The sequence below is a fragment of the Sphingomonas nostoxanthinifaciens genome (assembly GCF_019930585.1).
GTDB lineage: Bacteria > Pseudomonadota > Alphaproteobacteria > Sphingomonadales > Sphingomonadaceae > Sphingomonas_I > Sphingomonas_I nostoxanthinifaciens.
This window is the reverse complement of the sequence record NZ_CP082839.1, coordinates 714,959-741,942: the sequence shown is the minus strand read 5'-3', so window position 1 is coordinate 741,942 and position 26,984 is coordinate 714,959. Positions and strand designations below refer to the sequence as shown.

The window sequence follows — 26,984 nt, the reverse complement described above, 5'->3', positions numbered from 1 at the left end:
TTCCGATACTTTCGCTCCGCTACGCGCTCTCGCCATGCATGTTAGGGACGCTGCCGCTGCGGCGTGCCATCGTCGCGACGTCTCCCAGGCGCGCCTGGAGCTTCGGGAGAAAGTGCCCCGCCGGATTCCCCCCCCGGCGGGGCGCGCCGAGCGACTGCGGCAAACCCTGTCTTTAAGCTCCTGCGACCCGAACGGACCATGCGGAGTGCTCGGCTACTCTCGGCTCGGCCGCGCCTGATTGACGATACCGCCTGCGGGCACGCTTTCGGTGAGCCAGACATTGCCGCCGATCACCGCGCCGCGCCCGATCGTGATCCGGCCGAGCAACGTCGCGCCGGCATAGATCACGACGTCGTCCTCCACGATCGGATGGCGCGCCAGCCCGCGCTGGACCTGCCCGTCGGCATCGGAGGTCGCGCCGCGCGATCCCAGCGTCACCGCCTGGTAGAGGCGCACGCGCCTGCCGATAATCGCGGTCTCGCCGATCACCACCCCGGTGCCGTGATCGATGAAGAAGCTTTCGCCGATGCGCGCGCCCGGATGAATGTCGATCCCGGTGCGCACGATCGCGACTTCGGAGATGATCCGCGCAACCAGCGGCGCACCAAGCCCGTGCAGAAGGTGCGCGAGCCGATGATGGATGATCGCGAGCACGCTCGGATAGCAGAGCAGCACCTCGTCCACGCTGCGCGCGGCAGGATCGCCGGCGAACGCCGCCTCCACGTCGCGGTCGAGCAGTTCGCGCAGCGCCGGCAAGGCATCGGCGAAATGGCCGATGATCCGCGCGGCCTCCTCATCGACACGCTCCGGCGCGCTGTCGCGCAGCGAATAGCCGAGCTCGAGGCGGATCTGGCCGTAGATGCGGCTGAGCGCCATACGGAGCGTCTGCTCGACGAAGGCGTCCTCATTCTCCAGCCGGACGAAACTCGGGCCGAGCCGTAGCGGGAACAGCGCGCCGCACAGCGACGCCATGATCTTCTCGATATCGTGGCGCGACGGGAAGCCGACCGCGCCATGCTCCGCATTGCGCCGGTGCGCGTCGCGCCACCGCTGCCGTGCCGCGCGCAGCCCGGCCAGGATGTGATCGATGTCACCATAAGTGCCGGCGGGTGCCTCGCCGGCGCTCGAAAGGTCGTTTCCGCTGTGCATGGTGCCCGGTATCGCGCCGGCATGCAGCGACAAAGATAGATTTCCTATTCATCCGCTAGAGTTTTCCGTGGGGCGTCGATCCGATTGCCGCGCCAGAGGCGGCGGGCTAGGTAGCGGCGAAGCGGCCTGCAGGTTGATCGGCCGGTGGAGAGGACATGCCCAAGACGATGCCCGCGCGGCTGCTCATGTCGGCCGCCGCAGCTTTGCTTTTGACCGGCGCATCCCCGCCGCCCGCCCCATCGTTCCGCAACGCCGATCTGCCGCCCGACCAGCGCATCGCCAATCTGCTCTCGCTGATGACCGCCGACGAGAAGATCGACGCGCTCAGCACCGAATCGGGCGTGCCGCGCCTCGGCGTGCCCAATTTCGGCGCGTCCGAGGGAATCCACGGCGTGCAGCAGCGCGGCGACGGCAAGGTCCGCCAGACGCCCATCCTGACGACGCAATTCCCGCAGCCGCCGGGACTCGGCGCGACATGGGATCCGGATCTGGTGCGGCAGGCGGCCGGCGTGGAGGGCCGCGAGGCACGCTGGATCTCGCAGACGCCGGTCTACGATCGCCAGATCATGATGCTGTGGGGCCCGCAGGCCGATCTGGCGCGCGACCCGCGCTGGGGCCGCAGCGAAGAGGTCTACGGCGAGGATCCCTTCTTCAACGGCAGCATGGCCGCCGCTTTCTCGCGCGGGCTGGAGGGCGACGATCCGCATTACTGGCTGGCCGCGCCTTTGCTGAAGCATTTCCTCGCCAACTCGAACGAGAATGACCGGACGCGCACCAGCTCCGATTTCGACGACCGACTGTTCTGGGAATATTATTCGGTGCCGTTCCGCATGGCCTTCCAGGATGCGGGCGCAAGCGGCGTGATGGCGTCGTACAACAGCTGGAACGGCGTGCCGATGGCAGTGAACCCGGTGCTGCGCCGCGTCGTCATCGATCAATGGCATGTCGACGTCGTCTCCAGCGATGGCGGCGCGATCAAGACCCTGTGGAAGGATCATCACGCCTTCCCCGACCAGGAAACCGCCGCGGTCGCCGCGCTGAAGGCGGGCGTGAACCAGTATCTCGACGTCTATCGCGACGAGCTGCACGCCGCGCTGGCCAAGGGCACGATCACGACGGCGGATCTGGACGAGGCGCTCGCGCGCAAGTTCCGGACAACGATCAAGCTCGGCCTCCTCGATCCGCCCGAGCGCGTGCCCTACGCCGCGCTGCACGACGGCACGCCGCCGTGGGAGAGCGACGCCCATCGCGCGGTCTCACGACGCGCGGCGCTGGAGTCGCTGGTCCTCCTCAAGAATGACGGCGGCGCGCTGCCGCTGCGGGCGGGCGCGGCGCACTCGATCGCGGTGATCGGGCCGCGCGCGAACAACGTCTATTGGGATTGGTATGGCGGCTTCCCGCCTTATTCGATCACGCCGCTCGCCGGCATCCGCGCGGCGGCCGGACCCGATGTGAAGATCAGCTACGTCGCCGACGATCGGAACAATGCGGTCGCGGCGGCGGCGAAGGCGGCGGACATCGCGGTGGTGGTGGTCGGCAACGATCCCACGTGCGGGCCGGACATGGCGACCGCCTGGACCGACAACGGCACCAAGCCGTGCGCCGACCCTGGCGACGGCCGGGAGGGACGCGACCGCGAGACCTTGGCGCTTGCGCAGGAGCAATTGGTGAAGACCGTGATGGCCGCCAATCCGCGCACGGTGATGGTGCTGGTGTCGAGCTTCCCTTTCACGATCAACTGGTCGCAGCAGAACGTGCCGGCGATCCTCCACATGGCGCACAGTTCGCAGGACGAGGGCTGGGCGATCGGGCAGGCGCTGTTCGGCCGATACAATCCCGGCGGCCACGAGGTGGTGACGTGGCCGGCATCGATGGATCAGCTGCCGCCGATGATGGATTACGATATCCGCCACGGCCGCACCTACATGTATTTCAAGGGCAAGCCGCTCTTTCCGTTCGGCTTCGGGCTGAGCTACACCGGCTTCCGTTACGCCAATCTGCAGGTCGACCGGACGCACCTCGCCCGCGACGGCACGGCGACGGTGAGCGTCGACGTCACCAACACCGGCGCCGTCGCTGGCGATGCCGTGCCGCAGCTTTACGTGCGGCACCCCGCCTCGCGCGTCGCGCGCCCGCCGCTGCAATTGGAGGGCTTCCGCCGCGTGACGCTGGCGCCCGGCGAGACCAGGACCGTGACGATCCCGCTCAAGGCCGCGCAGCTCGCTTACTGGGACGCCGCGCGCCACGCGCTAACGGTCGAGCGCGAGCGCGTGGAGCTGATGATCGGCGCGTCATCGGCCGACATCAGGCTGCGCAAGAGCCTCAACATCGACTAGTTTCGGCGCACGGTGAGCGCTATCATCTTCGACGCACGGAGCATGTGAAATCCGGCGAACAATCCAGGAGAGGGAAGAGATGCGAGCCATCCGGACCGGGGCGACCTTGCTGGCAGGCGCGGCGGCGTTGCTGGCCTACGGGCCGGGCATCGTGACGCGCGCCGATGCGGCCACCGCGAAGCTGCCGGCGCCGACCATCTTTCCCGCGCCCGGCCGCTATACCAACACCACCGGCGTGCGGCTGCTGGAGGCGACGCCCGGCACCGAAATCCATTATACGCGCGACGGCAGCGTCCCGACATCGAGCAGCCCGATCTTCGACCAGCGGACGGCGTTGTTCGTCGAAGGCCGCTATGACGGCGAGAAGGGCGTCACGTCGCACGACACGATCCGCGCGATCGCGACGAAGCCAGGCGCGGCCGACAGCGACGTCGCGACCTTCGGCTACGAGGTCGCCCGCCGCGACCACACCGCTTATGTCTCGGAGGAGGTCGCGCCCGGCGTGCGCATGATCCGCGATGCCGACAACGACAAGATGTTCCTGATCCGCGGCACCAAGGCCTATGCGCTGGTCGACAGCGGCATGGGGCACGGCGCGCTGCGCGACTACGTCGCCCAGTTCACCCACGGCCTGCCGGTCATCTGCATCTGGACGCACAGCCACGGCGACCATGTCGGCCAGGCCGATCAGTTCATCGCCGGCTCGACCGAATATGTCGGCGCGGCGGACCGGCCGGCGGTGGCGGACCTGCTCGCGAAGCGCGGTGTGCCCGCCGCGCAGATCGCCGCCAACCTGAAGCCGATCGGCGATGGGGACCGCGTCGATCTCGGCGACCGTGCGCTGGTCATCTACACCGTCGCCGGCCACACGCCGGGCTCGCTCGTCGTGCTGGATCCGGCGAGCGGCAATCTGTTCACCGGCGACACGTTCGGCAACAATTCGCCGCTGCCGCCCGACGTGATGTGGATGCAGATGGATCAGCGTCCGCTCGACGAATATCTCGCCAATCTCCGCTGGGTGCGCGTGCGGCTTGCCGGCAAGGTCAGGCACATCATGACCGGGCACAATGATCGTCCGCTCGACGGCACGGCCTATCTCGACAATGTCGAGCGCGGGATTCAACGCGCGATGGACGAGGGCCGCGCCGCGCTGGTGCCGTCCTATCGCCCCGCCGGGATCCACCAGATCGTCGTCGGCGATTATATGCACGATCGCGACTGGTTCGGCGTCAACATCAACGAAGCGGCGTTCCTGCCGGCCGAACCCGCACTGATCTCCAGCCTGAGCGCGCTGGAGGTTTCGGGCGGCACGCTGACGACGCGCTTCAACCCGCGCACGACCAATTATCGCGTCGCCGGCGCGGGTCCGTTCGTGCTGCGGCTGCGCCCCTCCGCCATCAAAGCGACGATGACGGTGGACGGCCGGCCGGCAATACCGGGCCAGCCGGTCACGGTCCGCTCGCCCAATGCCGCGCATCCGGTGACGATCGTTGTCACCGCGCCCGACGGCCGCACGACCTCGACCTATGCGGTGACCGACTGAGCGCGCCTTACCGGACTTCGGCCGCGACGGCGGCCGCCGCCCGCGCGGCGAGGATATAGGCCGAGGTCGTGCTGACCGTATATTCGTTCTCGAACCACAGGAATGGCCAGTCGGTCTTGGCCTCGGGGAAGTCCGGTTTGACGATCAGCACGCCCGGCTCCAGCCCGCCGGGGATGAAGCTATAGTCCGCGCGATTGTGGCCATAGCCGATCAGCTTGGACGCGGTGCCGACGGTCGACACGAGCGACAGGTTGTTGGCCGGATGTCGACCGAGAATATAATCGATCGCATCGAGCGTGTAGTTGCCCCCCACCATCTCCGGGAACGCCTTGTGGAGCAGGTACATCGTCATGCCGAAACTGACGACCTGGTTGGAGCCCGCCCACGTCCCATCGGCGATCGGGACGCCGAAGGGGTTCTTCGCCCGATCGACGTCGACCTTCGCCTTCATGGCACGCACCAGCGGCACCAGCTGCGCGCGATAATCGGCATCCATGTACGGGATGGCGCGAACCGCCGCGCCGCCGATCCAGCCGAAATCCTGACGGACCTCCGGCATGAGCTGGCGCAGGCGATCGGCGTAGATCCGCTCGCCTTTGCTGGTGATGAGCAGCTCGATCGTCGCCGCGACATTGGCACCGTCGGCCGAGCGCCGCGACGTCGAATCGTCGCGACCGTCGCCGGCCTTGATCGGCCCGTTTTGCTGCTTCGCCCACAATGCCTTGGCCGCGGCGAGCGCCTCGGCCGCCATTGTCGGATCGGTCGGCGCAAGCGCGCGACTGGCACCGGCCAGCCCGGCGACCGTCATCAGGTCGTTGGCCGGCAGATCGGTGGTGAAGGCCCAGCGATCGTCGGGCGTGCCCGACGCCCCACCCTTGCGCTCGGCTGGCTTCAGCCTGGGATCGTAGAGCAAACCGTCGGTCTGCGATCCGGAGTCACCCAGATGCGCATATTGCCTCAGCGCCGGATCGACGATCCCGACGATGGCATGACCGAACGTCCGGTACTGCGCGAGCAACTGAAGCGTGCCGTGACGGATCTGCTGGACCGCATCCTCGACGCCATCGGGCTTGCGGATCTCGACCGCGCGCGCCGCCTCGTCGACGCTGGTCTCGTCCCAGTCGAGCCCGAACAACTCGCGCGCCCAGACCAGATCGCGCACCACCATCGTATTTTCTGGCGTCTGGATGTCGTAATCGCCCGCATCCTGCCAGCCACCGACCGCAAGGCCGGGAATATGCTCGCCCGCCTTGAACGGTGAATCGAGATTCGGCCCCATCTTGTAGCCGTCGAAATGCACGTGGTTCGGCGGCGCCTGGCGCGCATCGTCCAGATGCGACGGCGCCGACCAGACGCGATATTGCTCGCGAATGCCGACATGATCCATCTGTTCGGCCAGGAAGGTGTCAAGCGACGCCTGCCAGATGCGCCCATAGGCGTCGTCGGCGATGCGGAACGGATTGGTCGTGCTGCCGGCATAAAAGATGGCGTAGATGCCCGGCTCGCGCACGCTCGAGAAATCGAACGCGGCATAATCGTAGCGCGTCCAGCGGCCGCGCGGCTGGAGCTTGGCGCGCAGCACGGTCTGCTGCCGGCCATCGGCGCCGAGCCGGACCAGCGCGGCCTCGGCCGGTGCCTTGAAATTCGGATCGAGCTCGATCAGCGCCACCTTGGCCCGGCCCGGCGTGTAACCCGCCTGGTTGAACGAGATCACCGGAGGGCGCACCCAATCCTTCACGATGTTCGGGCGGACGTGCCAGACGACGGCATTGTCCTTCGCGCCCGCCGGGATGAGCGAGCGCACCACGAACCAACCATTTTGCGCACGGTTGCGTGCGTCGTAGAGCGCGAGCGGAGCGCCGTCCGACGTGATCGTCACCCGCGTCAGCGGATCTTCGGGCGCAAGCGTGATCGATGCGCCGCCCGACGCGAGCGGCAGCGGACCGCCCGAGCCGTCCTTGTCCATCGGGCCGGTCGGGTGGCGCGGGAACAGGCCGGGGCCCGTATCCATCAGATAGGTCTTGCCGAAATAAGCGGTGGGCAGGAAATCGAGGTTGAAGCCGGCCTTGCCCGCGAGGCTTGCCGGGAGCGGCTGATCGAGATCGACCGCGATGCGGAAGCCATCGCCCTCGGCGGTGACCTTGACGCTGTAGCTGAGGTTCACATCCTTGTACGCCGAGCGCACCACCACCTGATTGGGCTCGCTGCCCAAGCTGCGGCCGATGAAGGCGGGCACCGGCGCCCATTGCTCGGGCGTGCGGTCGAGCCGCACCGCGCCGTCGGTGGCGATACGGTCGCCATGCAGGATCAGCTGGATGCCCGCATTCTTCTCGTCGAAGAAGATCGGGCTGAACTGGTTCTGGTCGACGATGACGGTCAGGCCCTGCGTCTCCAGCGTCTGCGCCGGGGTGACCTTCAGCGGCTGGGCACAGGCGGTATGCACGCAGGCAACCATGCTCGCCGACGCGAGCAGAATCCGTTTCAGCACGATGTCCTCTCCACACGCATTATAGCGCTATCATTTTGGCCATCGTTGAGCTTCGCGCAGAAGCGGTCAACCTAAATCGCGCTGGCGCCGGGTTATTCGCATCCGGCCACGATGAAGCCTGAGCCCGGAAGGGCGCGTCATTTTGACTTTGCCCGATGTGCTATGCTCATATAATACACCGAAATGCTGCGCGAGCCTTGGGAAAGTCTGGACGATGTCCCGCCGGTCGGTCTCGATCGTCGGCAACCCGTTCGTGCCGCAGCCCCAGGCCCGACTGACCCGCGTCGGCATGGATCGCGCCGATGGTGGATCGTCATGGGGGCGCTGCCCCTACTGATCCTGATCGGCATCGTGACGGTCACCTGGCTCGCCATGGTCGCGCCGCCGTCCCGCACGGCGCGGCCGATCGTTCCGCCCAGCGTCAGCCTGCTGGCCGCGAACGGCAGCCTGATCTCGCGCAAGGGTGCCATCACCGACGCTGCCGTCGATGTCCGCGCGATGCCCGCCCATGTCGGCAACGCCTTCGTGGCGATCGAGGACCGGCGCTTCTACCAGCATCACGGGCTCGATCCGCGCGGGCTTGCCCGCGCCGCGTGGCACGATGCGCGCGATCGTCAGGCGCGCGAGGGCGGCAGCACGATCACCCAGCAGCTCGCGAAACTGGTCTACCTCAATTCCGACCGGACGGCGCTGCGCAAGGTGCGGGAGGCGCTGATCGCGCTGTGGCTGGAAGCGTGGCTGAGCAAGGACCAGATCCTCTCGCGCTACCTCTCCGACGCTTATTTCGGCGACAATGTCTACGGGCTGCGGGCGGCCGCGCGCCATTATTTCAGCAAGCCGCCCGAACGGCTGACGATCGGCGAGGCGGCGCTGCTGGCGGGATTGATGAAGGCGCCCTCACGCCTTGCGCCGAGCGCCAACCTTGCCGGGGCGCAGGAGCGCGCAACGCTGGTGGCGCAGGCGATGTGGCAAGCGGGCTTCATCGATCGCGCCCAGGCGGACGCGGCATCGGCCCGGCTGCACCTGAGGCCCGCGCCCGAGCCGACACAGGCCACCTATTTCAGCGACTGGGTGCTCCCCGCGGTCCGCACCGCGCCGGGCGATGCCTATGCGCCGCGGATCGTGCGGACGACGCTCGACGCGCGCCTGCAGCATCTGGCCGAAGCGGCGACGGCGCAGATGCGCCTGCCTGGCGCCCAGATCGCGCTCGTCGCGATGCGACCGGACGGGCGGGTGGTCGCGATGGTCGGCGGGCGGAACTATGCCGCCAGCAGCTTCAACCGCGTGACGCAGGCGCGACGCCAGCCGGGCTCGACCTTCAAGCTGTTCGTCTATCTCGCGGCATTGCGCGCGGGCATGTCCCCGGACGACATCGTGGAGGATCGCCCCGTCACCATCGGTGGTTGGTCACCGCACAATAGCGACGGGCGCTATCTCGGCGAGATCCCGCTGCGCGAGGCCTTCGCGCGATCCAGCAACGTCGCCGCGGTCCGGCTCACGCAGAAGGTGGGGCCGGCGGCGGTGGCGCTCGCCGCATCCGACCTCGGCATCCAGAGCCAGCTGCAGACGGATCCGGGAATCGCGCTCGGCACGTCAGGCACGACCTTGCTCGAACTTGCCAGCGCTTATGCCGCCGTCGCCCGCGGCAGCTATCCCGTGCGTCCCTACGGCCTGCCCCCGGCCCATCCGACCGAAGAGCAACATGCATTCGACGGCCGCGAGCGCGCCGGCCTGCTCGATCTGCTGGCGGCGGCCGTGAATACGGGCACGGCGCGCGGCGCCGGCCTCACCACCCAGGTCTATGGCAAGACCGGAACGTCGCAGGACAATCGCGACGCACTGTTCGTCGGCTTCGCCAGCGGGCTGGTGACCGCCGTCTGGATCGGGCGGGACGACAACCGGCCGCTGCCCGGCGTCGCCGGCGGCGGCCTGCCGGCGCATGTCTGGCGCACCTTCATGGCCGGCGCGATCGGCGCACGCCCGGCGCGGGCGCAGGTGCCCCAGTCGGTCGATCCCGATGCGGGGCTGGACGGGCTGATCCACTCGGTGGTCGAACGGCTGAAGAGCAGTTTCCACTTCTGACGCGCGGAGGGAACCGCCTAGCCGGGAACGTACCCGCGCCACAGCCACGCCAGCGCCTGTGGCAGCGTCTGCGCGATCACGTCGCCATCGACGTGCACGGCGTCTTCGGCGACGACATAGCGATAATCGTAACCCTTGGCCGCGAGCGCAGCCGCCATCCGATCATTCGCCATCGGCCAATTGTGGAAGCTGTCCGCCGGATCCTGCCAGTGCAGGTCGTGGCTGCCGACCTCCATCCAGATCCGGATCGGCTTGCGCGGGCTCTGCGGGATCAGGCGCGCATGATATTCCCATGCGCCGTGCGGCGTATCCGGGCTCGGCGGCGATGCCTGGTTCACGAAGGTGCCCGAATAAGACAGCACCTTGCGATACCATTCTGGGTGGAACCACGCCATCGAGAAGGCGGCGGCGGCGCCCGAACTGCCGCCCATCGCCGCACGGCCTTCGGGATTTCGGGTGAAGCGGACGCCGTAGAGCTGCGTCACGCGCGGCAGCACCTCCCGCTCCACGAACTCGGCATAGCGGCCCGACATCGTGTCATATTCGAGCCCGCGCTCCGACCCCTGCGCGTCGCCGCCGCCCGACTGAATCATGACCGCGATCATGGCGGGCACCCGATGCTGCGCGATTAGGCCGTCGAGCGCCGCCGCGACCCGCGCCGCATAATCGCGCCCATCCTGCACCACTATCAGCGGCGCTGCCGTCCCCGGCCGATAGCCCGCCGGGATATAGACGAAGACCTCACGACGGTAGCGCCCTGGCTCCGATTGCTGCTCGGCCGGTGCGGCGAGGCGATTGCCATAGGCGTCACGGCGGCGCGTCGTCGCATTGTCGAGCTGCCGGATACCGGGAAAGATGCGGCTTTCGCCCGAGGTCATGATGAAGCTGCGGATCGTGCCCTTGGGGCGACCCGCTTGCGCCGTCATCTCGGGCGCGTCAGCGAATGGCGGCGCGGTGCGTAGACCGTCTGCGCGCGCCAATCCGGGCGCAGCCACGAGCGTGATTGCCAGAATCCGGAAAATCGCCCGCATGCATCCTCCCCTTCCCGATCGGTCGCGGTGGTTGCGACCCGGTATCATCCCAGCTCGGCGACGATGCCTCGAAGCGCCTGCTCGAACGCCTCGGGCGGCTGACCGCCCGAGATCAGATAGCGCTCGTTGATGACGACGGCCGGCACCGCATTGATCCCCCGCCCCTGCCATAACCGTTCGGCCGCACGAACCTCCGCGGCATACCGATCGGTCGACAGGACGTCCCGCGCCTGCGCGGGATCGAGGCCGACCGCCGCCGCCGTCGCGACGAGTTGCTCCCGATCCGATGGATCACCACCGTCGGTGAAATACAGCTCAAACAGAGCGTGCTTCAGCGCCGACTGGCGACCCAACGTTTCGGCCCAGTGCAACAGGCGGTGGGCATCGAACGTGTTGTAGATTCGGCGATCGTCGCCGCCCGCCATCGTGAACCCCAGCGCTGCGGCCCGATCGCGGATCATCGCGCGGTTCGCCGCGAACTGTTCGGGCGTGGAGCCGTATTTCTGCGCGATATGCTCGCCGAGATTCTGACCCTCGGGCGGCATGTCCGGATTGAGCTCGAACGGGCGGAAGACGATTTCCGCGTCCACCACGTCGGACGCGCGCGCGAGCCCTTCCTCAAGGCCGCGCAGGCCGATGACGCACCATGGGCAGGAGACGTCCGACACGAAATCGATCTTCAGGTGGGTGGTCATCCGGGCTCCTTAGACTCTCGGTGTGCGATCATGGGCGCGGGGGCGACGCCAATCCACTGTCGAACGACGAGACGGTCGGCCGGCAAGGGTGGTGGAACGCCGGAGTATCTGCGCCGTTCGGCATCCCGTCATCGATCCATGACCTTCGCCCGACCACCCAAGGAGCAACCATGATCCGTACGTCCGCGCTTATCGCCGCAGCCCTGGCCACCGCCGTTCCGTCCGTGGCTTTCGCCGATACGCGCGTGTATCACGGCACCAGTCACCGCTATCATTACCGCTGCAAGCGCAGCAAGGGCACCACCGGCCTGCTGGCGGGCGCGGGCGCCGGCGGATTGGGCGCGGCCGCGCTGGGCGCCGGCCCGGTCGGGCTTGCGGCCGGCGTGATCGGCGGCGGCCTGCTCGGTCGCCATCTCGACAAGCGCCACGACGCAGCCCAGAATCGCCGCAACGGCTGCTGACGCGATCAGGGCTGCCGGTCGCTCGGCCGGCAGCCCTGATCAAATGGCGGCTCGATTCCAGGAGAGCTGCCAATGACGATCCCTACCGCCGGCGCACCGGATCGCCGAACCGTCGTTCGCGGCGCAGCGGCATTCGGCCTGGTTGCGGGATTGCCCGGCATTGGCTGGTCCGAGGTTCGCTCTCCGTCGCCGCTGCAGTGGATCGTGTCGACGCAGGCCACGGCGTGGCAGCCGGGACAAGGCGCGGCCATCCTCCCCGCCACCACCGAGCCGGCCGACATCAACGTCGACGCGCAGGCCCGCGCGCAGACGATCGAGGGCTTCGGCGCCTGCTTCAACGAACTCGGATGGGACGCGCTTCAGCGTGTGGCACCGCCCGAGCGCGCGGCGATCATGACGGAATTGTTCGGCCCCGATGGCGCGCGGTTCAATTTGTGCCGCATGCCGGTCGGCGCCAACGATTTCTCGCGCGACTGGTATTCCTATGACGAGACGCGCGGCGATTTCGCACTCGACCATTTCTCGATCGCGAACGACGAGACCAGCCTCGTGCCGTTCATCGCCGCCGCGCTCCGCCATCAGCCGAAGCTGCGGCTGTGGGCGTCGCCGTGGAGCCCGCCGACGTGGATGAAGCGGAACGGCCATTATGCCTCCGTCCCCAACCGGCCGGGCTGGCCCGCCAACGGCCTGCGGCCCGACCAGATCGGGCACGAGGGCACGGACATGTTCATCCTCGAGCCGCGCTATCTCGACGCCTATGCGCGCTATTTCGGGCGCTTCGTCGATGCCTATGCGGCCAAGGGGATCCGCATCGGGATGGTGATGCCGCAGAACGAGTTCAATTCCGCCCAGCCTTTCCCGAGCTGCTGCTGGACGGCGCAGGGGCTGGCGACGTTCATCCCCTATCTCGGGCGGGAGATGGGCAAGCGCGGCGTGGAAATCTTCTTCGGCACGCTCGAACGCGCGAATGACGGGCTGCTGCAGACCGTGCTCGACGATCCGGCGGCCGCACCATTCGTGAAGGGTGTGGGCGCGCAATGGGCCGGCAAGGGCGCGATCGCGGCAATCCATCACGATCACCCCAAATTGCGCCTCTACCAGTCCGAGCAGGAATGCGGCGATGGCCGGAACGACTGGCGCTATTGCCGCTACACCTGGTCGCTGATGAAGCAGTATCTGCGCAACGGCGCGACCGGCTACGATTACTGGAATATCGCGCTGGCGGAAGGCGGCGTCAGCCGCTGGGGATGGGCGCAGAATTCGCTCGTCACGGTCAACCAGAAGAGCGGCGCGTGGCGCTTCAACCACGAATATTGGCTGCTGAAACACCTCAGCCATTTCGTGCGGGAGGGCGCGGTGCGGATCGAGGCGGTCAGCTGGACCGGCTATGACGATGCGCTGGCTTTCCAGAACCCCGACGGCTCGACCATCGTGCTGGTCCACAATCCGCTGAGCGAACCCATGCCGCTGACGATCGGCGTCGGCACGAAGCAGATCCAGGCGACCCTGCCGGCGGACTCGTTCAGTACCTTTGCGATCTAGGCAGGCGGGGATATCGGGTGGCATCCCCGAAGCCGCAGGCCCGGCCCGCCCTAGCCGGCGAGCGCCGCCTTCACGGCATCGATCAGCGGCGTGGCGGGGCGGCCGATGAGCCCGCTGAGCGCGTGGCCATCGTCGAACAGCACGTCCTGCGCGGTCTTCGCACTGGTCTCGGCGAGGACGGCGGGCCACGGCGCCGGCAGCCCCATTCCCTCCAGCGCTGCGCGCAACGCCGCCTCCGGCATGTCGACGTAATTCATCGGCTTTCCGCTCACCTCGGCGAGGGTGGCCGCATAATCGGCGAGCGTGAAGGCATCGTCACCGGCCAGCTCGTAGGTGCGGCTCGCGTCGATCCCGCCGGCCAGCACGGCCACCGCGGCCGCGGCATAATCCGCGCGGGTCGCCGCCGATATCCGGCCCTCGCCGGCGCTGCCGATCACGGCGCCGTGCGCGACCTCGGCCTTCGCGCTCATCGTGTAATTCTCGGTGTACCAGCCGTTGCGCAGCAACGCGTATGTCACGCCGCTATGCGCGATCACGGCTTCGGTCGCGCGATGCTCGACCGCGAGATCGAGCGGATTGCGGTCTGCATGAAGGATGCTCGTGTAGGCGACGAAGCCGACACCCGCCGCGACGGCGGCATCGATCACGGCGCGATGCTGGACCTCGCGCCGGCCGACATCATTGGACGAGATCAGCAGCAGCCGCTCCACGCCATCGAGCGCTGGAGCCAGCGTCTCGGGCGCATCATAATCGAACGCGCGGACGATCACCCCACGCTGGGCAATTTCGGCGAGCTTGGCCGGATCGCGCACCAGCGCCATGATCTTGTCCGGTTCGACCGTTTCGAGAAGCCCGTCGAGGACGAGGCGGCCAAGCTGGCCCGATGCTCCGGTGACTGCGTACATGAGATGCTCCGTTGATGATGGCGGAGCGCCAGATAGTCGGCTAACTTACGCAACGTAAGTACGCACAAGAAGGTAAGTATGATGCTGGAGCGCACCTCCACCCGCATCGCCGATCGGATCGAGCGCGGCGACGTGTTCGAACCGCATTGCCCCTCGCGCGGTAACCTGAAGCACGTCACCAGCAGCTGGGGCGTGCTGACGCTGATCGCGCTGCGGCCCGGCACGCTCCGCTTCAGCGAATTGCGGCGCAGGGTGAACGGCGTCAGCGAACGCATGCTCGCGCAGACGTTGCAGCAATTGGAAGGGGACGGCATCGTCCTGCGCAAGAGCTATCCCGTCGTGCCGCCGCACGTCGAATATACGCTCACCGAACTGGGCCAGGAGGCTGCGAGCCACGTCGAGGCGCTCGCCGACTGGATCGAGGATCGGCTGACCGACCTGCTGGAACGCCGAAGCGGCGCGGGCGGCGACGCGCCGCCCGATGCCAAAGCGGCCGCCGCTTCCTAGATAGGATCGGTGAACACCGCACGATCGTCCTGCCAGCGGGCGCCCTTCCTCCTCGCCCTCGGCGACAGCCTGACTGCCGGCTATGGTCTGGCTACGCATGAAGGGCTGACGGCGCGCCTGCAGGCCTTGCTTCGGGACGAGTGGCCGGATGCCCGCGTGCACAATGCCGGCGTTTCCGGCAATACCACGTCGGATGCGCTGCAGCGCCTGCCGCGTGTCCTGGCGAGCCTGACCAGCAGGCCCGATCTGGCGCTGGTGGCGCTTGGCGCCAACGATCTGCTGCGCGGCACGCCCCCTGCCCGCACCCGCGCCAATCTGGACCTGATCGTCGAGGAGATCGGCCGCTGCGGCATTACCGTGCTGCTCGCGACGTTCGAGCCGCCGCCGCTGCTTGCCGGTTTCGCCGGAAACTATCTCGGCATCTACGAACAGATCGCCGCCAAGCATCGCGTGCCGACCTGCGGATTCTTTCCGCCCGGCGTGCTCGGGCATCCGGACATGGTACTCGCCGACCGTCTCCACCCCAATGCGCGCGCGATCGAGCGGATCGCGCGCTTCCTGCTGCCCCCGATCGTCGCGGCATTGCGGACGTCGGCAGAGCGGGCGGCCTGAGCGATACGCGCGAGCGGGCTCTGGCATTTCTGCGCGGACTGCGGAATGATGGGTCGGTTCGTGTCAGGAGGGACCATGAGCAGACAGGAGAGCGCGGTCGAACGCGCGCAGCGCCTGACGGCGGAACTGGCGCAGGAGCTGGCGCGGATAAGCGAGCAAACCAGCGCCATGCGACAGCTTCTGGAGCGGGATGCGCACCGCGCTCCACTGGACTATCCGGCGGAGGCACGAACCTTGTTCGACGATCGCCGTCGCCGCGCGGATCATTTCGATCCGAGCATCTTTGGCGAGCCCGCCTGGGACATGATGCTCGATCTTCTCGGCACGTACAAAGCCGGCCGGAGCGTGCCCGTAAGCAATTGCTGCGCGGCCGCCGCCGTCCCGAGCGACACGGCGATCCGCTGGATCCGTCATCTCGAACGGCGCGGATTGGTCAAGCTGCTTCCGGACCCGTTCGACGAGCGGCAGCTTTATGCGCAACTCACCGAAAACGGATTGGCCAGGATGAAAACGTATCTCGATACCGTGCCGCCACGATCGGAAGCACGCGCCTGATCAGGCGACCTGGACGTCGAACGCGAACCATGCGCGTTCGCCATAATCGTACAATTGCACCTGCCGATCGGTCACGTCGGCCGAATAGGCGCTCGACGAGCCTCGATCATGACCGCGCGCCGTGGCGCCGTCGATCTCCATCGACACGAAGCTGCGGTCGCCAGCGTCGTAGAGCTCGGGCAGCGAACCGCCAAATTTCGCCTGACGGTCGCCGTCGAAGCCCTGCAGGTGGATCCCCTGAGATTCCGCAGCGATCCGCAAATGCCGGCCGGCCGCGTGATCGTAGATGCCGGCGACCTTCCTGCCGATTATCAAGGCATGAGCGGCCGCAGCGACCATGGCGCGAATGTGAGGGAGCATGACATGCCCTGGCATCGCGGAAGCCGGGAAATCAAGCGGTCATGCTGCGGTCGCTCGATCGAGCCGCGGAACGCGGGTCGCCTCTGGCCGGTTGTGCCGATCCATAGACGGAGCGGACATGGCGAACCTCGCGCAGATCGACCCGCGTCTCGACGACGTCGAGCAGACCTGCCGTGTCGTGATCGAAACGCCCAAGGGCAGCCGATCCAAATATACCTACAATCCGGAGCTCGAAGCGCTGGAACTGGCGGGGCTGCTCCCGGCGGGAATGAGCTTTCCGCTCGATTTCGACTTCATTCCGGGCACCCTTGCGGAGGATGGCGACCCGCTCGACATCCTCGTGATCGGCGACGAACCGAGCGCTCCGGGATGCGTCGTCATGGTCAAATTGTTGGGCGTGATCGAGGCCGAGCAGACCGAACGGGGCGTCACGGTGCGCAACGACCGGCTGGTCGCGCGAACGTCGCTGTCGATCAACTATCGCGACGCGGCGAGCATCGACGATCTCGGCCAACCCTTCGTCGAACATCTTGGCCGCTTCTTCGTGAACTTCAACGAACTGAAGGGAAAGCGCTTCGAGGTGATCGGCAGCGGCGATGCGTGGCGCGCGATCGACCTTTTGAGGCGCGCACGGACCTGAAAGGGCGCCGGCCGCTGGCAAGATCCCACGTCGGCTTGTATGATGCCAGGCGAAACGCGCTCTGAAATCGGCACCGGCGGACAGTGGCAAACGATCTTCGATCACGGCTCGATGCGGCGGCGAACGGCGCCCAGCGCGCGGATGTCTCGCTGCGGTTCGGCAACAAGGTGACGTTCGACGCCGGCGCGACGATGACGGCCGGCGGCCTGCTGGCCGTGGCCGTGCTGGTATCGACGATCCTGCTCTCGACGTCACTGCTGGTCGGGTCCGCCCGCCGGAAGCGCTGACCTATTTGACCGCGCCCGGCGCCGGGCGCGGCGGCACGCCCGCAAATGTGACCAGGCTTTCCGCACCCCCGTTGAGCGCCGCCACGCCGAACAGGTGATCGTCGATGTTCACCCCGACGAGGTCGAGCGAGGTCGCCGATGCGGGCACATCGCGCTGCTCGGTCCACGCGAAGCCATCCGCCCGCCGCCACCGCACGCGATAGCCGCTTGCCCCCGGTACGGCCGCCCATGCGACGCGGGTATCGTCGGCCAGTGCGCCGTTGATCGTGACGCCGGTGGGCGCGGCTGGTGCGCTCGCCAGCCGACGCGCCGTCGCGACGTTGAGCGCGGTCACCTTCGCCAGATAGGGGAAATCGACGAACGCGACCGTATCGCCGTAAAGCCGCCCATGATCGGTACGGACCAATTGGTGCTGGCGATCGTAATTCTCGGTCGCCTCGGTGAAGCGCACCGCGGGGTAGCCCGCTTCGAGGAAGGGGATGTGGTCGCCGCCGCGCTGGAACCGGTCCGGCCGGCGAACCGCGATGACGTCCAGCCCGATCGCCTTATGCTCGGCCGCGACTGCGACGATCGCCTTGGCGAGCGCACGCGACGGTGAATCATCCTCGCCGCCGATCGCGCGCTGCTGCTTGATGCCAGCAGGGTCAGCGGACCCCTCGATGCCCTCGCTGAAGACGCGCACGACATGGTCGACATGCTCGCCGCCGATGCCGTGGGTGTTGCCGACGATGTCGTTGTTGAGCACCGCGGCCACCTTCCAGCCGCGCGCCTTGGCAGTGTCGGCCAGCAACTTGCCGCCCCACAGACCCTGCTCCTCGCCCGACAGCGCCGCATAGACGATCGTCGCCGGAAACTTCTCCTTCGACAGCAATCGCGCCGCCTCGATCACCAAGGCAACGCCCGAGGCATCGTCGTTCGCGCCGGGCGCGTCGGTCGTCGCGTCCATCACGTCGTTGACGCGGCTGTCGATATGCGCCTGCACGATCACGACACGATCCGGATCGCCCGTCCCCTTCTGCACCGCCACGACGTCCTCGATCCGCACGCCGGCCGGCGCGCGTGGGCCCGACATGGTGGCCCCGACCGTCTCGATCGCAAGGCAATGCCCGCAGGCCGCGCCGATCTCCTCGAAGCGGCCCGCGACCCAGCGCCGGGCAGCGCCGATGCCGCGCTTCGGATCGGTCGTCGTCGACAAGGTGTGGCGCGTGCCAAACCCGACCAATGTTGTGACGCTGGCGCGCAGGGCGGCCGGATCAGGGTTTGGAGCGGGAGCGGGAGCGGCGGCGATCAGCAGCAGGGCAACGAGCGGATATTTCATGCCCGCGAGACTGGGCACATCCTGTCCGCTCCGCAATCCCCATCGTCGATCATGCGAGGAAGGCTTCGACCCAGTCCGCAGCCTCGTCGATCGAAACATGGTCGGAGCCGTCGCCGATCGCGATTTCCGCCATGCAATGGCCGGCGAGCGCGGTCGGCTGGAAGCCGCCGAACAGCCAGACCCTGTGATCGTGCGCGAACGACCGGTTGCGCTCGGCCAGCGCCGCCGGATCGCCGCGCATCCAGATCTGGAAGGCGTTGGTGTGCGGCACTGCGGGTTGCAGGATGATCCCCGGCACCGTGCCGAGCCGGCTCGCCAAGGCACGCGCTCGCGCGACATAGTCGACCATGCGCGGCAATTGCGTGTCCAGCCCGATCAAGGCGGAAATGGCCTGCGGGTAAGCGGTGTAAAGGTCACCGCCGTAGCGCGTCTTCCACGCCGCGAGCGACGCGACGAACGCGCCCGATCCGGCCACCAGCGCGCCGCCGAGACCGCCCAATCCCTTGTAGAACGACACGTAGATGCTGTCGGCGAGGCTCGCCAGCCGTGCGGGCGAAACGCCGTAGCCGGCCGCCGCCTCCCATAGCCGCGCGCCGTCGAAGTGGAGCGGGACGTCGGCCGCACGGCACCAGTCCGCAATCGCCACCAGCGCGTCGAAATCCGGCAGGAGGTAGCCCGCGCGCCGCAACGGCAGCTCGACCACGACCGCCGCCAGCGGATCGGCGATACGCTGGAGATCTTCCACCCCGAACGGTGCGTGGCGGCCGAGCCGGATCGCGTTCAAATGCCCGACCCGCTCCATCGCATTGGCCTCGTCATGATCCAGATGGCTGAGTGGATGGACCACCACGTTGCGGGTGCCGCGCGCCTCGGCATAGGCGCTCAGCACGCTCAGTTGCGCCGTGACGCCTTTGATGAAGAAGCGTCCGCTCGGCTTGCCCAGCATTTCGACCGCGCGGCGTTCGAGCAAACCGATCGCGCCGCCCTCGCCATAGACGTCCGCGCGCAGTTCGGCGGTGTCATGCGCCGCCAGTCGCTCCAGCATCGCGCGCGGAGCGACGGGCAGGTGATGCGACAGGAAACGGGTGCAGGCCGCCTTCGCCTCGTGGTCGGCCTCGTTCATGCCATCCTCATCGGCGAACCATCATCGTCAACATACTGCCTTTCCATCCTACGCGTCCGCTTTAGCCTTGTGCGCCGGGACGCACGAGCCGCCTTGCTCTCGACCTTCGCCGACAGAGCCCGCTAGACATGCCAATGCCTTCCGATTCTTCGCCCATGGAGACGCTTCGCGCGTGACCGACCTCGCCATCCTCTTCGAGCATCCCGCCTGGTTCGTGCCTTTGTTCGACGCGCTCGACCGGCGCGGCGTCAATTATCGCGCGCTGCGTTCCGAAGGCGACTTCGACCCGGCGGACGGGTACGCACCCGCGCCGCTGGTGCTCAACCGCATGGCGATGTCCGCCTTCCTGCGTGATGCCGAGCATCCGATCTTTTGGACCGGCGCGCTGCTTTCCCATTGGGAACGGGCCGGCGCGCGCGTGGTCAATGGATCGCCGGCGCTCGCGATCGACACGTCGAAGGCGCGCCAGCTTTCACTGCTGGCGGGGCTCGGCCTCGCCATTCCGGCGACCCGCGTGGTCCATCGCGCGGCCGACGTCGCGGCGGCGGCCGACGCGGTCGGTTTCCCCTTGGTCGTGAAGGCCAATATCGGCGGCGCCGGCGCCGGCATCGTCCGCTTCGACTCGCGCGACGAGCTGCGCGCCGCGATCGCCGACGGCGGCCTGCCCACCAGCATCGACGGCGTCCTGCTCGTCCAGGATTATGTGCCCGCCCGTGATGGTACGATCACGCGGATCGAGACGCTCGACCGCGCCTATCTTTATGCCATCGATATCGCCGGGGGCGGCGCGTTCGATCTCTGCCCGGCCGACGCCTGCCAGGTTCCCGGCAGCGCGATCACGATGCGGGCGGCCGAGCCACCCGCCGCCCTGCGCGATGCGGCGGAGGCGATCGCACGCGCGGCTCACCTCGATCTCGGCGGCATCGAGGTAATGATCGACGATCGCGACGGCATCGCCCGCTTCTACGACATCAACGCGCTCTCCAATTTCGTGGCGCGGCCGCTCGACGTGCTCGGCTGGGATCCGCACGAGCGGCTGGTCGATCGGCTGCTCGGCTGGATCGGGGAGACGCGTTGATGCGCTACGGTTTTTGGATGCCCGTCTTCGGCGGCTGGCTGCGCAACGTGCCCGACGAGGGCATGGAAGCGAGCTGGGACTATGCCAAGCGCCTGACGCAGACTGCCGAGCGCTGGGGCTACGATTTGACGCTGATCGCCGAACTCAATCTCAACGATATCAAGGGCATCGAGCAGCCCGCGCTCGATGCCTGGTCGACCGCCGCCGCACTCGCCGCCGTGACCGAACGCCTGGAGCTGATGGTCGCCGTGCGCCCGAACTTCCACCATCCGGCATTGTTCGCCAAGGCGGCTGCCAACATCGATCGCATCGCCAACGGGCGGCTGTCGCTCAACGTCGTCTCGTCCTGGTGGGCGGACGAGGCGCGGCAATATGGGCTGCAGTTCGACCAGCACGACGATCGCTATGCCCGCACCGCCGAGTGGCTGCAGGTGGTCGACGGGTTGTGGACCGAGGAGCGCTTCAGCTTCGCCGGCGAGTTCTACACGACCGAGAACGCCATCTGCGCGCCGAAGCCGGTCGCGCGCCCGATCGTCTATGCCGGCGGCGAGAGCGAGAAGGCCAAGCAGATGATCGCCGCGCAGTGCGATGCCTATGTGATGCACGGCGACCCCGTCGACGCGGTCGCGCCGAAGATCGCCGACATGCGGCGACGGCGCGGGGAGGCCGGCGGCGCGCCGATGACATTCGGCATGGCGGCCTATGCGATCGTCCGCGACAGCGAGGCAGAGGCGAAGCGCGAGCTGGAGCGGATCACCACCGTCACCGACCTGCCGTCCGGCTACGACAATTTCGACCAGTGGCTGTCGGGTACGCAGTTGGAACGCGAGTTGAAGCTGCAGGAATATTCGGTGTCGAATCGCGGCCTGCGCCCGAACCTCGTCGGCACGCCCGAGCAGCTAAAGGAGCGCATCGCCGAATATCAGGCGGCCGGGCTCGACCTGCTGCTGCTCCAGATGAGCCCGCAGGCCGAGGAAATGGAGCGCTTCGCGCGGCAGGTGATGGGCACGCTCTAGTCGGTCGGCTCGTCACATCGCCCATTCGACCGACAGCCAGAATTTGCTGGTGTCGGTGGCGAACGCGTCGGCGACGTAACGGGCATAGCGGACCGAGACGGACGTGCGCCGGCGCTTGATCGTGCCGAGCAAATCCCACTCATTGCCATAATGCTGGCTCAGCCGGTCGCTGTCGAAGCGATGATAGGTCGCCTGCAGGTCGAACGCGTCCGCCCAGCCCAGCGTCTTCCAGCCGTAGCCGAGCGTCGCGTAGACATCGCGTATCCCGTTCGGCGGCGTGGTGGTGAGCTTGTCCGCCCAGCCCTGAAACGGGAACAGCGAGGCGAGCGGCGTCTGCACACTCGTCAGGGCGATACCTTTATCGGCGCCGAGCACCTCATAGCCCAGCTTCGCGCTCGCCGCCGACAAGGCGACCGACCCTTCCAGCAGCCAATAGTCGGCTGAATAACGGTTTGGATTGCGGTGATAGTCGCTCTGGTTCGCCCAGCTTGCCGCATAACCGAGCCGAAGCTTTCCCGCTTTCCGGTTGCCGGCGAAGCGGATGCCGTAGGTCTGACTGGACAGCCGATAGCCCTGAACCGCAGCCTCGTCCTGATCGACGAGATAGGCGAAGCCGGTCAGCGTGCCGATCGCCGCGCCGTAACTGGCTAACGCGAAGACGTTATCCCCGCTCACGGCCTGCTGGCGGGCACCCGTGCCGTGGATGCCGTTCACCGTGCGGTCGCTCCAGGCAAAGGCCAAGTCGGCACTTAATCCGCGCGAGGTGCCGATCTGGGCCCGCACGGCATCGAATGTCTGCTGATTCTGGCGGAAGCTCGACGATCCGACGAATCGCTGGTCGGTAAGCTCGATCAACTGGCGACCGGCGGTCACGCTAAAGCCCGGCGCCGCATAGCGGATCTGCGCGCGGTTCAACTCTGCATTACGGGGATCGGCGATCAGCGCGTAATGCGTCTTGCCGTTCGTCCCGTCATTGTAGCCGGTGTCGATCGCGGCGGTCGCCTCGCCCTCGACGAGCGCGGACCAGCCGCCCTCCGAAAGCTGGACCCCCGGCCGCACGCGCAGGGTCAGCGCGTGGGCGATATCGGGTAGAGCATTCTGCGACACCTCCTCGTATCGCAGGCGTGCATTGAGCAAAGGCGTGACGGCAAGGTCCTGCGCGGTGGCCGCGCCGGAGACCAGGGCCGCCGCCAGCAGGGCGAGCGACTTCATCCGTGCATTTCCCGGTAAACGGGGCCCCGGCCGCGGCCGGGGCCCAGGGGGAGAAGGCTAGACCGCGGGGGCGGGCTGCGTGGCGGGAACCGGGCCGAGTTCGCCCCGCGCGCGGGCCTTGCGGCCGTAGACGAGCTCGAACAGCGGCGTCGCCATCACCGTGGTGACGATCGCCATCAGCACCAGCATCGAGAACAATGTCGGCCCGATGATGCCCTTCTGCAGGCCGATGTTGATGATGATGAGCTCCATCAGCCCGCGCGAATTCATCAGCGCGCCGATGCCGAGCGCGGTGCGGTTATCCTCGCCCATCGCGCGCGCAGCGAGGTAGCAGGCGCCGAACTTCGCCGCGATCGAGGCGACCAGGATGCCGAGCGCGATCAGCAGCAGCGCGCCCGAATTGACCATGTCCATGCGGGTGTTCAGGCCCGAATAGGTGAAGAACATCGGCAGCAGCATCACCACCGCGAGCGGCTCGACCTTGCGCCGTATCTCGGCCACGAACAGGCCGCGCGGCATGAACACGCCGATGATGAAACCGCCGAAGATGCCGTGGATGCCGATCGCGTCCATGAAGAAGGCCGACAGGCAGAACAGCACCAGCGTGATCGCGAGGACGGTATGGCTCATCTCGCCACGTGCCTCGACCGCACGACCGAGCGGCGCCAGCAGACGGCGACCGAAGGCCAGCAGGAAGGCGAAATAGAGGATCGCACCGCCGATCGCGACGATCGCGACGCCGGGGCCGCCGCCGAAGGTCGCGAGCACGACCGCCAGCACGCACCACGATGCGGCATCGTCGAACGCGCCCGCGGTCAGCGACAATGTACCCAGCGCGCTGCCCGACAGTCCGCGCTCGTTGATGATGCGCGCGAGCATCGGGAAGGCGGTGAGCGCGATGCAGGCGCCCATGAACAGGGTCGCGCTGCCGCGGCCGATCGTCGGCGCGAACAGCCCGGGGACGCCGAGCAGGAAGGGCGTGATGAGCGCCGCGATCAGGAATGGCGCTATCACGCCCGACGCGGAGACCGCCGCCGCGCTGGGCCCCTTCGCCTTGAAGTGATCGAGGCGAAGCGTCAGCCCGACGATGAACATGTAGAGCGCGACGCCCAGTTGCGAACCGGCGTAGAGGACGTTCTTGGTCTCCTTCGGAAACAGCGCGCCCTGCGCGTCCGGCCAGAGCAGCCCGAGCAGTGAGGGGCCGAGCACGACCCCCGCGATCATCTCGCCCACCACCTGCGGCTGCCCGAGCAATTTCTGCCCCAGCCATCCGACGATGCGGCAGGTGAGGATGATGATGCCGAGCTGGAGGAAGAAGTGGATGCTGTAGTCGCCGGGCGCATAGCTTTTCGCCACGGCCGGCACCGCCGCGCCGTGCGCGGAAAGCAGGCCACTCACCGTCGTCGCAACGCTGTTCATCAGGCTGCCGTCCATCATCGCTCCCCTCGTGCGGGCGCTTCTCACGCTCCGATGTAGCAAGCCTGCCGGGTCGCGATCCGGCTTCGCAAGCACGCATTTTCGCCGGCAAGCGGATTTCTTGCGGCTCTGGCGCTTCTGTTGCCGGGGCGCTACAACGTAGCCACGTACCTACAGCAATCACATGTGCAAAGTAGGTATGTACCCACGGGAGCGGGGGGCCGGATGAGACTGATCAGCAGCCGCGAGTTCAATCAGGACGTCAGCCGGGCAAAGCGCGCAGCGCGAATCGAGCCGGTGTTCGTCACCGATCGCGGCAGGCCGACGCACGTGCTCCTCAGCATCGACGCCTTCCGACGGCTGAGCGGCGATACCGAATCGGTGGTCGAACTGCTCGCAGCGTCGGCCAATTTCGAGGTCGAGGCGCGGCCGGCCGACGCGACGTGGGCACGCGGGGGGACGCTCGACTGATGTACCTGCTCGACACTTTCGTCCTTGCCGAACTGCGCAAGGCCAAAGCGGGGCAGACCGACGCCGGCCTCACACGCTGGGGCGCAGGTGTGGGGCGCGAGCGGCTGTTCATGTCGGCGATCAGCCTGCTCGAACTTCAGTCGGCGGTCGCGGAGCTCGCGCGCAAGGACCGCGCCGCCGGCGAGGCCGCAGAGGCATGGCTGGGCAATCAGGTGATTCCCGCCTTCGAAGGCCGCATCCTGCCGGTCGATGCAGCCGTGGTGCGCCGCCGCGCGAAGCTCGGCTATTCCGATCCGCGCGATGCGCTGATCGCGGCCACCGCGCTTGAGCATGGCCTGACGCTGGTGACACGCAACGTGGCCGCATTCAGGATCGGGCGGGTAAAGCTGCTCAACCCCTGGGGGTTCGAACCGCCGGTGGAGGAAGAGGATGCTGACTGGCGACAGGCCTCGCGCGCCGGGCCCGCATGGCTTAAAAACCTGTTCGTGAGGGGCTGATGGCCGAGAAACGCTCGATCCTGATCGTCGGCGGCGGCACCGCCGGGTGGCTGACTGCCGCCTATCTCGCGCGGTTCCTTGCGCTCGGCCGCAATCCCCACCTCGACATCGCCGTGCTGGAATCGCCTGAAATCGGCACGATCGGCGTCGGCGAAGGCGCCTTCCCCACTATTCGCGCCACTTTACAGTTTCTCGGCATCGACGAGGCGCGTTTCGTGCGGGCGACCACGGCGACGTTCAAACAGGGCATCCGCTTCAACGACTGGCTACACGCACCGCACGACGGCGGCCGCCACTCATACCTCCACCCGTTCGAGGCACCGCTTTATGCCGACGGCGCCGGGCTGGTGCCGTATTGGCTGCTGCAGGACGAAGCCACGCGGCCGCCTTTCGCCGAGGCGGTGACCATCCAGAATCGCGTGGCGGAGGGTCGCCGCGGCCCCAAGCGCCTCGGCGAGGAGGCGTTCGGCGGCCCGCTGAGCTACGCCTACCATTTCGACGCGCATCGCCTCGGCGAGGTGCTGGCGGAGCGCGCGGTCGAGCTCGGCGTGCGGCATATCGCCGACACCTTCGATGCAGTCGCGCTCACCGCCGATGGGCAGATCGACCATGTTGCGACGCGCGCGCACGGGCGGTTGACCGCCGACCTCTTCGTCGACTGCACCGGGCTGCGCGCCGGGTTGATCGGCGGCGCGCTGGGCGAGCCGCTTCACTCCGTCCGGGAGCATCTGTTCGTCGATCGTGCGGTCGCCTGCAAGGTGCCGTACGCGCGCCCGGACGCCCCGCTGGAGAGTGTGACGATCGCCACCGCGCACGAGGCCGGCTGGACATGGGATATCGGGCTGGCGGGCGCGCGCGGGATCGGCACGGTCTATTCGAGCATGCATCTGTCCGACGATCGCGCGAGCGATATCCTGCAAGCCTATGTCGGCCGCGACGTCCCGATCGAACCGAGGATCCTTTCGTTCGAGCCCGGCTATCGGGCGCGGAGCTGGATCGGAAATTGCGTCGCGGTCGGCCTGGCCGCCGGTTTCCTCGAGCCGCTCGAATCGACCGGGCTGGTGCTGATCGAAGCGGCGGTGGCGATGATCGCCGAGCTCTTCCCGCACAACGGGCCGATCGACGGGCCATCCGCGCGCTACAATCGCCTGATGAGCGGGCGGTTCGAGACGATCGTCAATTTCCTCAAGCTCCATTATTGCCTGAGCCAGCGCCCCGAGTCGTTCTGGCGGGACCATGCTGATCCGACGTCCATCCCGCCCGCGCTCGCCGAGCTTCTCGCGCAATGGCGCTATCGGCCGCCCAACCGCTTCGACTTCACCCTCGATCTGGAGAGCTTCGCCTTCTTCAACTATCAATATATCCTCTACGGAATGCGCTTCCGCACCGAACTGGCGCGCGGGCGGGACGAATATCCGTTGGGCGAGGAAGCGGAGCGGCTGTTCGCTCGCATCCGCGCCTTCGGCGAGCATGCCGTGGCGGATCTGCCGCTCCATCGGGCGCTGATCGACGAATTCGTGCGCGCCGCCCGCACCTGACGCCGGTGGTGGCCGACTGCGTTCGGAAAGGTCCGTAACCCGCATTCCGGAACCAAAGCGTGCCGCACGCGCTCGCTGGCCAATCTTTAGGAGCGACGTGTGGGAAAGAGCCCGAGCCCGAG

General features: G+C 67.5%; 26 protein-coding genes. 16 read left to right on the top strand and 10 right to left on the bottom strand.

What is annotated here, in order from left to right; translation table 11 throughout:
- Positions 1-213: 213 nt before the first annotated feature.
- Positions 214-1,149: a serine O-acetyltransferase EpsC gene (gene epsC, locus K8P63_RS03370; protein WP_223799708.1), complete on the bottom strand. Its 936-nt coding sequence runs from the start codon at positions 1,147-1,149 to the stop codon at positions 214-216.
- Between the two features lie 155 nt (positions 1,150-1,304).
- Between epsC and K8P63_RS03365 the strand changes: the two genes are divergently transcribed.
- Both K8P63_RS03365 and K8P63_RS03360 read left to right on the top strand, forming a co-directional pair.
- A complete protein-coding gene (locus tag K8P63_RS03365) occupies positions 1,305-3,485 on the top strand; it encodes a glycoside hydrolase family 3 C-terminal domain-containing protein (protein ID WP_223798467.1) in 2,181 nt (726 codons plus the stop codon).
- A gap of 79 nt (positions 3,486-3,564) precedes the next feature.
- Positions 3,565-5,028 carry an MBL fold metallo-hydrolase gene (locus tag K8P63_RS03360; protein ID WP_223798466.1) on the top strand — a complete coding sequence of 488 codons (1,464 nt, stop codon included), beginning with the start codon at positions 3,565-3,567 and terminating at the stop codon, positions 5,026-5,028.
- Between the two features lie 7 nt (positions 5,029-5,035).
- Here K8P63_RS03360 and K8P63_RS03355 read toward each other — a convergent pair whose 3' ends face one another.
- The gene (locus K8P63_RS03355) at positions 5,036-7,516 is read right to left on the bottom strand and encodes a glycoside hydrolase family 9 protein (protein WP_223798465.1); all 2,481 of its coding nucleotides are present in this window, start codon (positions 7,514-7,516) and stop codon (positions 5,036-5,038) included.
- Between the two features lie 214 nt (positions 7,517-7,730).
- Here K8P63_RS03355 and K8P63_RS20715 point away from each other — a divergent pair, with 214 nt between their 5' ends.
- Entirely contained in the window at positions 7,731-7,853 is a 123-nt protein-coding gene (locus K8P63_RS20715; protein WP_263282678.1) for a hypothetical protein, read from the top strand.
- The gene (locus K8P63_RS03350; protein ID WP_317629343.1) at positions 7,832-9,598 is read left to right on the top strand and encodes a transglycosylase domain-containing protein; all 1,767 of its coding nucleotides are present in this window, start codon (positions 7,832-7,834) and stop codon (positions 9,596-9,598) included. Before K8P63_RS20715 ends, K8P63_RS03350 begins: the two co-directional genes overlap by 22 nt.
- 17 nt (positions 9,599-9,615) lie before the next feature.
- On the opposite strand, the gene K8P63_RS03345 is transcribed toward K8P63_RS03350, so the two are convergent.
- On the bottom strand, positions 9,616-10,629 hold the full coding sequence (locus K8P63_RS03345) for an alpha/beta hydrolase (protein WP_223798464.1): 1,014 nt from the start codon (positions 10,627-10,629) through the stop codon (positions 9,616-9,618).
- 44 nt (positions 10,630-10,673) lie between these two features.
- Complete coding sequence (locus tag K8P63_RS03340) at positions 10,674-11,324, bottom strand: DsbA family oxidoreductase (protein WP_223798463.1); 651 nt, start codon at positions 11,322-11,324, stop codon at positions 10,674-10,676.
- Between the two features lie 170 nt (positions 11,325-11,494).
- On the opposite strand from K8P63_RS03340, the gene K8P63_RS03335 reads away from it, so the two are divergent.
- Both K8P63_RS03335 and K8P63_RS03330 read left to right on the top strand, forming a co-directional pair.
- Positions 11,495-11,785, top strand: coding sequence for a hypothetical protein (locus tag K8P63_RS03335; protein WP_223798462.1), 291 nt, complete (start codon positions 11,495-11,497; stop codon positions 11,783-11,785).
- A gap of 72 nt (positions 11,786-11,857) precedes the next feature.
- On the top strand, positions 11,858-13,327 hold the full coding sequence (locus K8P63_RS03330) for a glycoside hydrolase family 30 protein (protein ID WP_223798461.1): 1,470 nt from the start codon (positions 11,858-11,860) through the stop codon (positions 13,325-13,327).
- A 50-nt stretch (positions 13,328-13,377) separates the two neighbouring features.
- Here K8P63_RS03330 and K8P63_RS03325 read toward each other — a convergent pair whose 3' ends face one another.
- Positions 13,378-14,232 carry an NAD(P)H-binding protein gene (locus K8P63_RS03325; RefSeq protein WP_223798460.1) on the bottom strand — a complete coding sequence of 285 codons (855 nt, stop codon included), beginning with the start codon at positions 14,230-14,232 and terminating at the stop codon, positions 13,378-13,380.
- 81 nt (positions 14,233-14,313) lie between these two features.
- On the opposite strand from K8P63_RS03325, the gene K8P63_RS03320 reads away from it, so the two are divergent.
- From K8P63_RS03320 to K8P63_RS03310, 3 genes are read left to right on the top strand one after another with little or no spacing between them, the layout of a single operon-like run.
- Positions 14,314-14,739, top strand: a complete 426-nt coding sequence (locus K8P63_RS03320; RefSeq protein ID WP_223798459.1) for a winged helix-turn-helix transcriptional regulator — start codon at positions 14,314-14,316, stop codon at positions 14,737-14,739.
- Between the two features lie 9 nt (positions 14,740-14,748).
- Positions 14,749-15,351, top strand: coding sequence for an arylesterase (locus tag K8P63_RS03315; RefSeq protein ID WP_223798458.1), 603 nt, complete (start codon positions 14,749-14,751; stop codon positions 15,349-15,351).
- A 45-nt stretch (positions 15,352-15,396) separates the two neighbouring features.
- Positions 15,397-15,906, top strand: coding sequence for a helix-turn-helix domain-containing protein (locus tag K8P63_RS03310; RefSeq protein WP_223798457.1), 510 nt, complete (start codon positions 15,397-15,399; stop codon positions 15,904-15,906).
- Here the strand turns inward: K8P63_RS03310 and K8P63_RS03305 are convergent, their stop codons facing one another.
- Positions 15,907-16,266, bottom strand: a complete 360-nt coding sequence (locus K8P63_RS03305) for a hypothetical protein (RefSeq protein WP_223798456.1) — start codon at positions 16,264-16,266, stop codon at positions 15,907-15,909.
- A gap of 118 nt (positions 16,267-16,384) precedes the next feature.
- Between K8P63_RS03305 and K8P63_RS03300 the strand changes: the two genes are divergently transcribed.
- Together K8P63_RS03300 and K8P63_RS03295 are read left to right on the top strand one after the other, a co-directional pair.
- Positions 16,385-16,906 carry an inorganic diphosphatase gene (locus K8P63_RS03300; RefSeq protein ID WP_223798455.1) on the top strand — a complete coding sequence of 174 codons (522 nt, stop codon included), beginning with the start codon at positions 16,385-16,387 and terminating at the stop codon, positions 16,904-16,906.
- 83 nt (positions 16,907-16,989) lie between these two features.
- Positions 16,990-17,193, top strand: a complete 204-nt coding sequence (locus tag K8P63_RS03295; RefSeq protein ID WP_223798454.1) for a hypothetical protein — start codon at positions 16,990-16,992, stop codon at positions 17,191-17,193.
- Between the two features lies 1 nt (position 17,194).
- Here the strand turns inward: K8P63_RS03295 and K8P63_RS03290 are convergent, their stop codons facing one another.
- Positions 17,195-18,511, bottom strand: a complete 1,317-nt coding sequence (locus K8P63_RS03290) for a M28 family metallopeptidase (RefSeq protein WP_223799707.1) — start codon at positions 18,509-18,511, stop codon at positions 17,195-17,197.
- A 49-nt stretch (positions 18,512-18,560) separates the two neighbouring features.
- Positions 18,561-19,634, bottom strand: a complete 1,074-nt coding sequence (locus tag K8P63_RS03285) for a threonine aldolase family protein (RefSeq protein WP_223798453.1) — start codon at positions 19,632-19,634, stop codon at positions 18,561-18,563.
- A gap of 172 nt (positions 19,635-19,806) precedes the next feature.
- On the opposite strand from K8P63_RS03285, the gene K8P63_RS03280 reads away from it, so the two are divergent.
- Together K8P63_RS03280 and K8P63_RS03275 are read left to right on the top strand one after the other, a co-directional pair.
- A complete protein-coding gene (locus K8P63_RS03280; protein ID WP_223798452.1) occupies positions 19,807-20,712 on the top strand; it encodes an ATP-grasp domain-containing protein in 906 nt (301 codons plus the stop codon).
- On the top strand, positions 20,712-21,728 hold the full coding sequence (locus tag K8P63_RS03275; protein WP_223798451.1) for an LLM class flavin-dependent oxidoreductase: 1,017 nt from the start codon (positions 20,712-20,714) through the stop codon (positions 21,726-21,728). Before K8P63_RS03280 ends, K8P63_RS03275 begins: the two co-directional genes overlap by 1 nt.
- 12 nt (positions 21,729-21,740) lie before the next feature.
- Here K8P63_RS03275 and K8P63_RS03270 read toward each other — a convergent pair whose 3' ends face one another.
- Both K8P63_RS03270 and K8P63_RS03265 read right to left on the bottom strand, forming a co-directional pair.
- Positions 21,741-22,940: an alginate export family protein gene (locus tag K8P63_RS03270; RefSeq protein ID WP_223798450.1), complete on the bottom strand. Its 1,200-nt coding sequence runs from the start codon at positions 22,938-22,940 to the stop codon at positions 21,741-21,743.
- Between the two features lie 57 nt (positions 22,941-22,997).
- Positions 22,998-24,374, bottom strand: a complete 1,377-nt coding sequence (locus K8P63_RS03265; protein ID WP_223798449.1) for a cation:proton antiporter — start codon at positions 24,372-24,374, stop codon at positions 22,998-23,000.
- Between the two features lie 207 nt (positions 24,375-24,581).
- On the opposite strand from K8P63_RS03265, the gene K8P63_RS03260 reads away from it, so the two are divergent.
- From K8P63_RS03260 to K8P63_RS03250, 3 genes are read left to right on the top strand one after another with little or no spacing between them, the layout of a single operon-like run.
- Positions 24,582-24,827 carry a type II toxin-antitoxin system Phd/YefM family antitoxin gene (locus tag K8P63_RS03260; RefSeq protein WP_223798448.1) on the top strand — a complete coding sequence of 82 codons (246 nt, stop codon included), beginning with the start codon at positions 24,582-24,584 and terminating at the stop codon, positions 24,825-24,827.
- A complete protein-coding gene (locus tag K8P63_RS03255; RefSeq protein ID WP_223798447.1) occupies positions 24,827-25,324 on the top strand; it encodes a type II toxin-antitoxin system VapC family toxin in 498 nt (165 codons plus the stop codon). The genes K8P63_RS03260 and K8P63_RS03255 overlap by 1 nt, the downstream gene beginning before the upstream one ends.
- Positions 25,324-26,862: a tryptophan halogenase family protein gene (locus K8P63_RS03250; RefSeq protein ID WP_223798446.1), complete on the top strand. Its 1,539-nt coding sequence runs from the start codon at positions 25,324-25,326 to the stop codon at positions 26,860-26,862. The genes K8P63_RS03255 and K8P63_RS03250 overlap by 1 nt, the downstream gene beginning before the upstream one ends.
- The last annotated feature ends 122 nt before the right edge of the window (positions 26,863-26,984 follow it).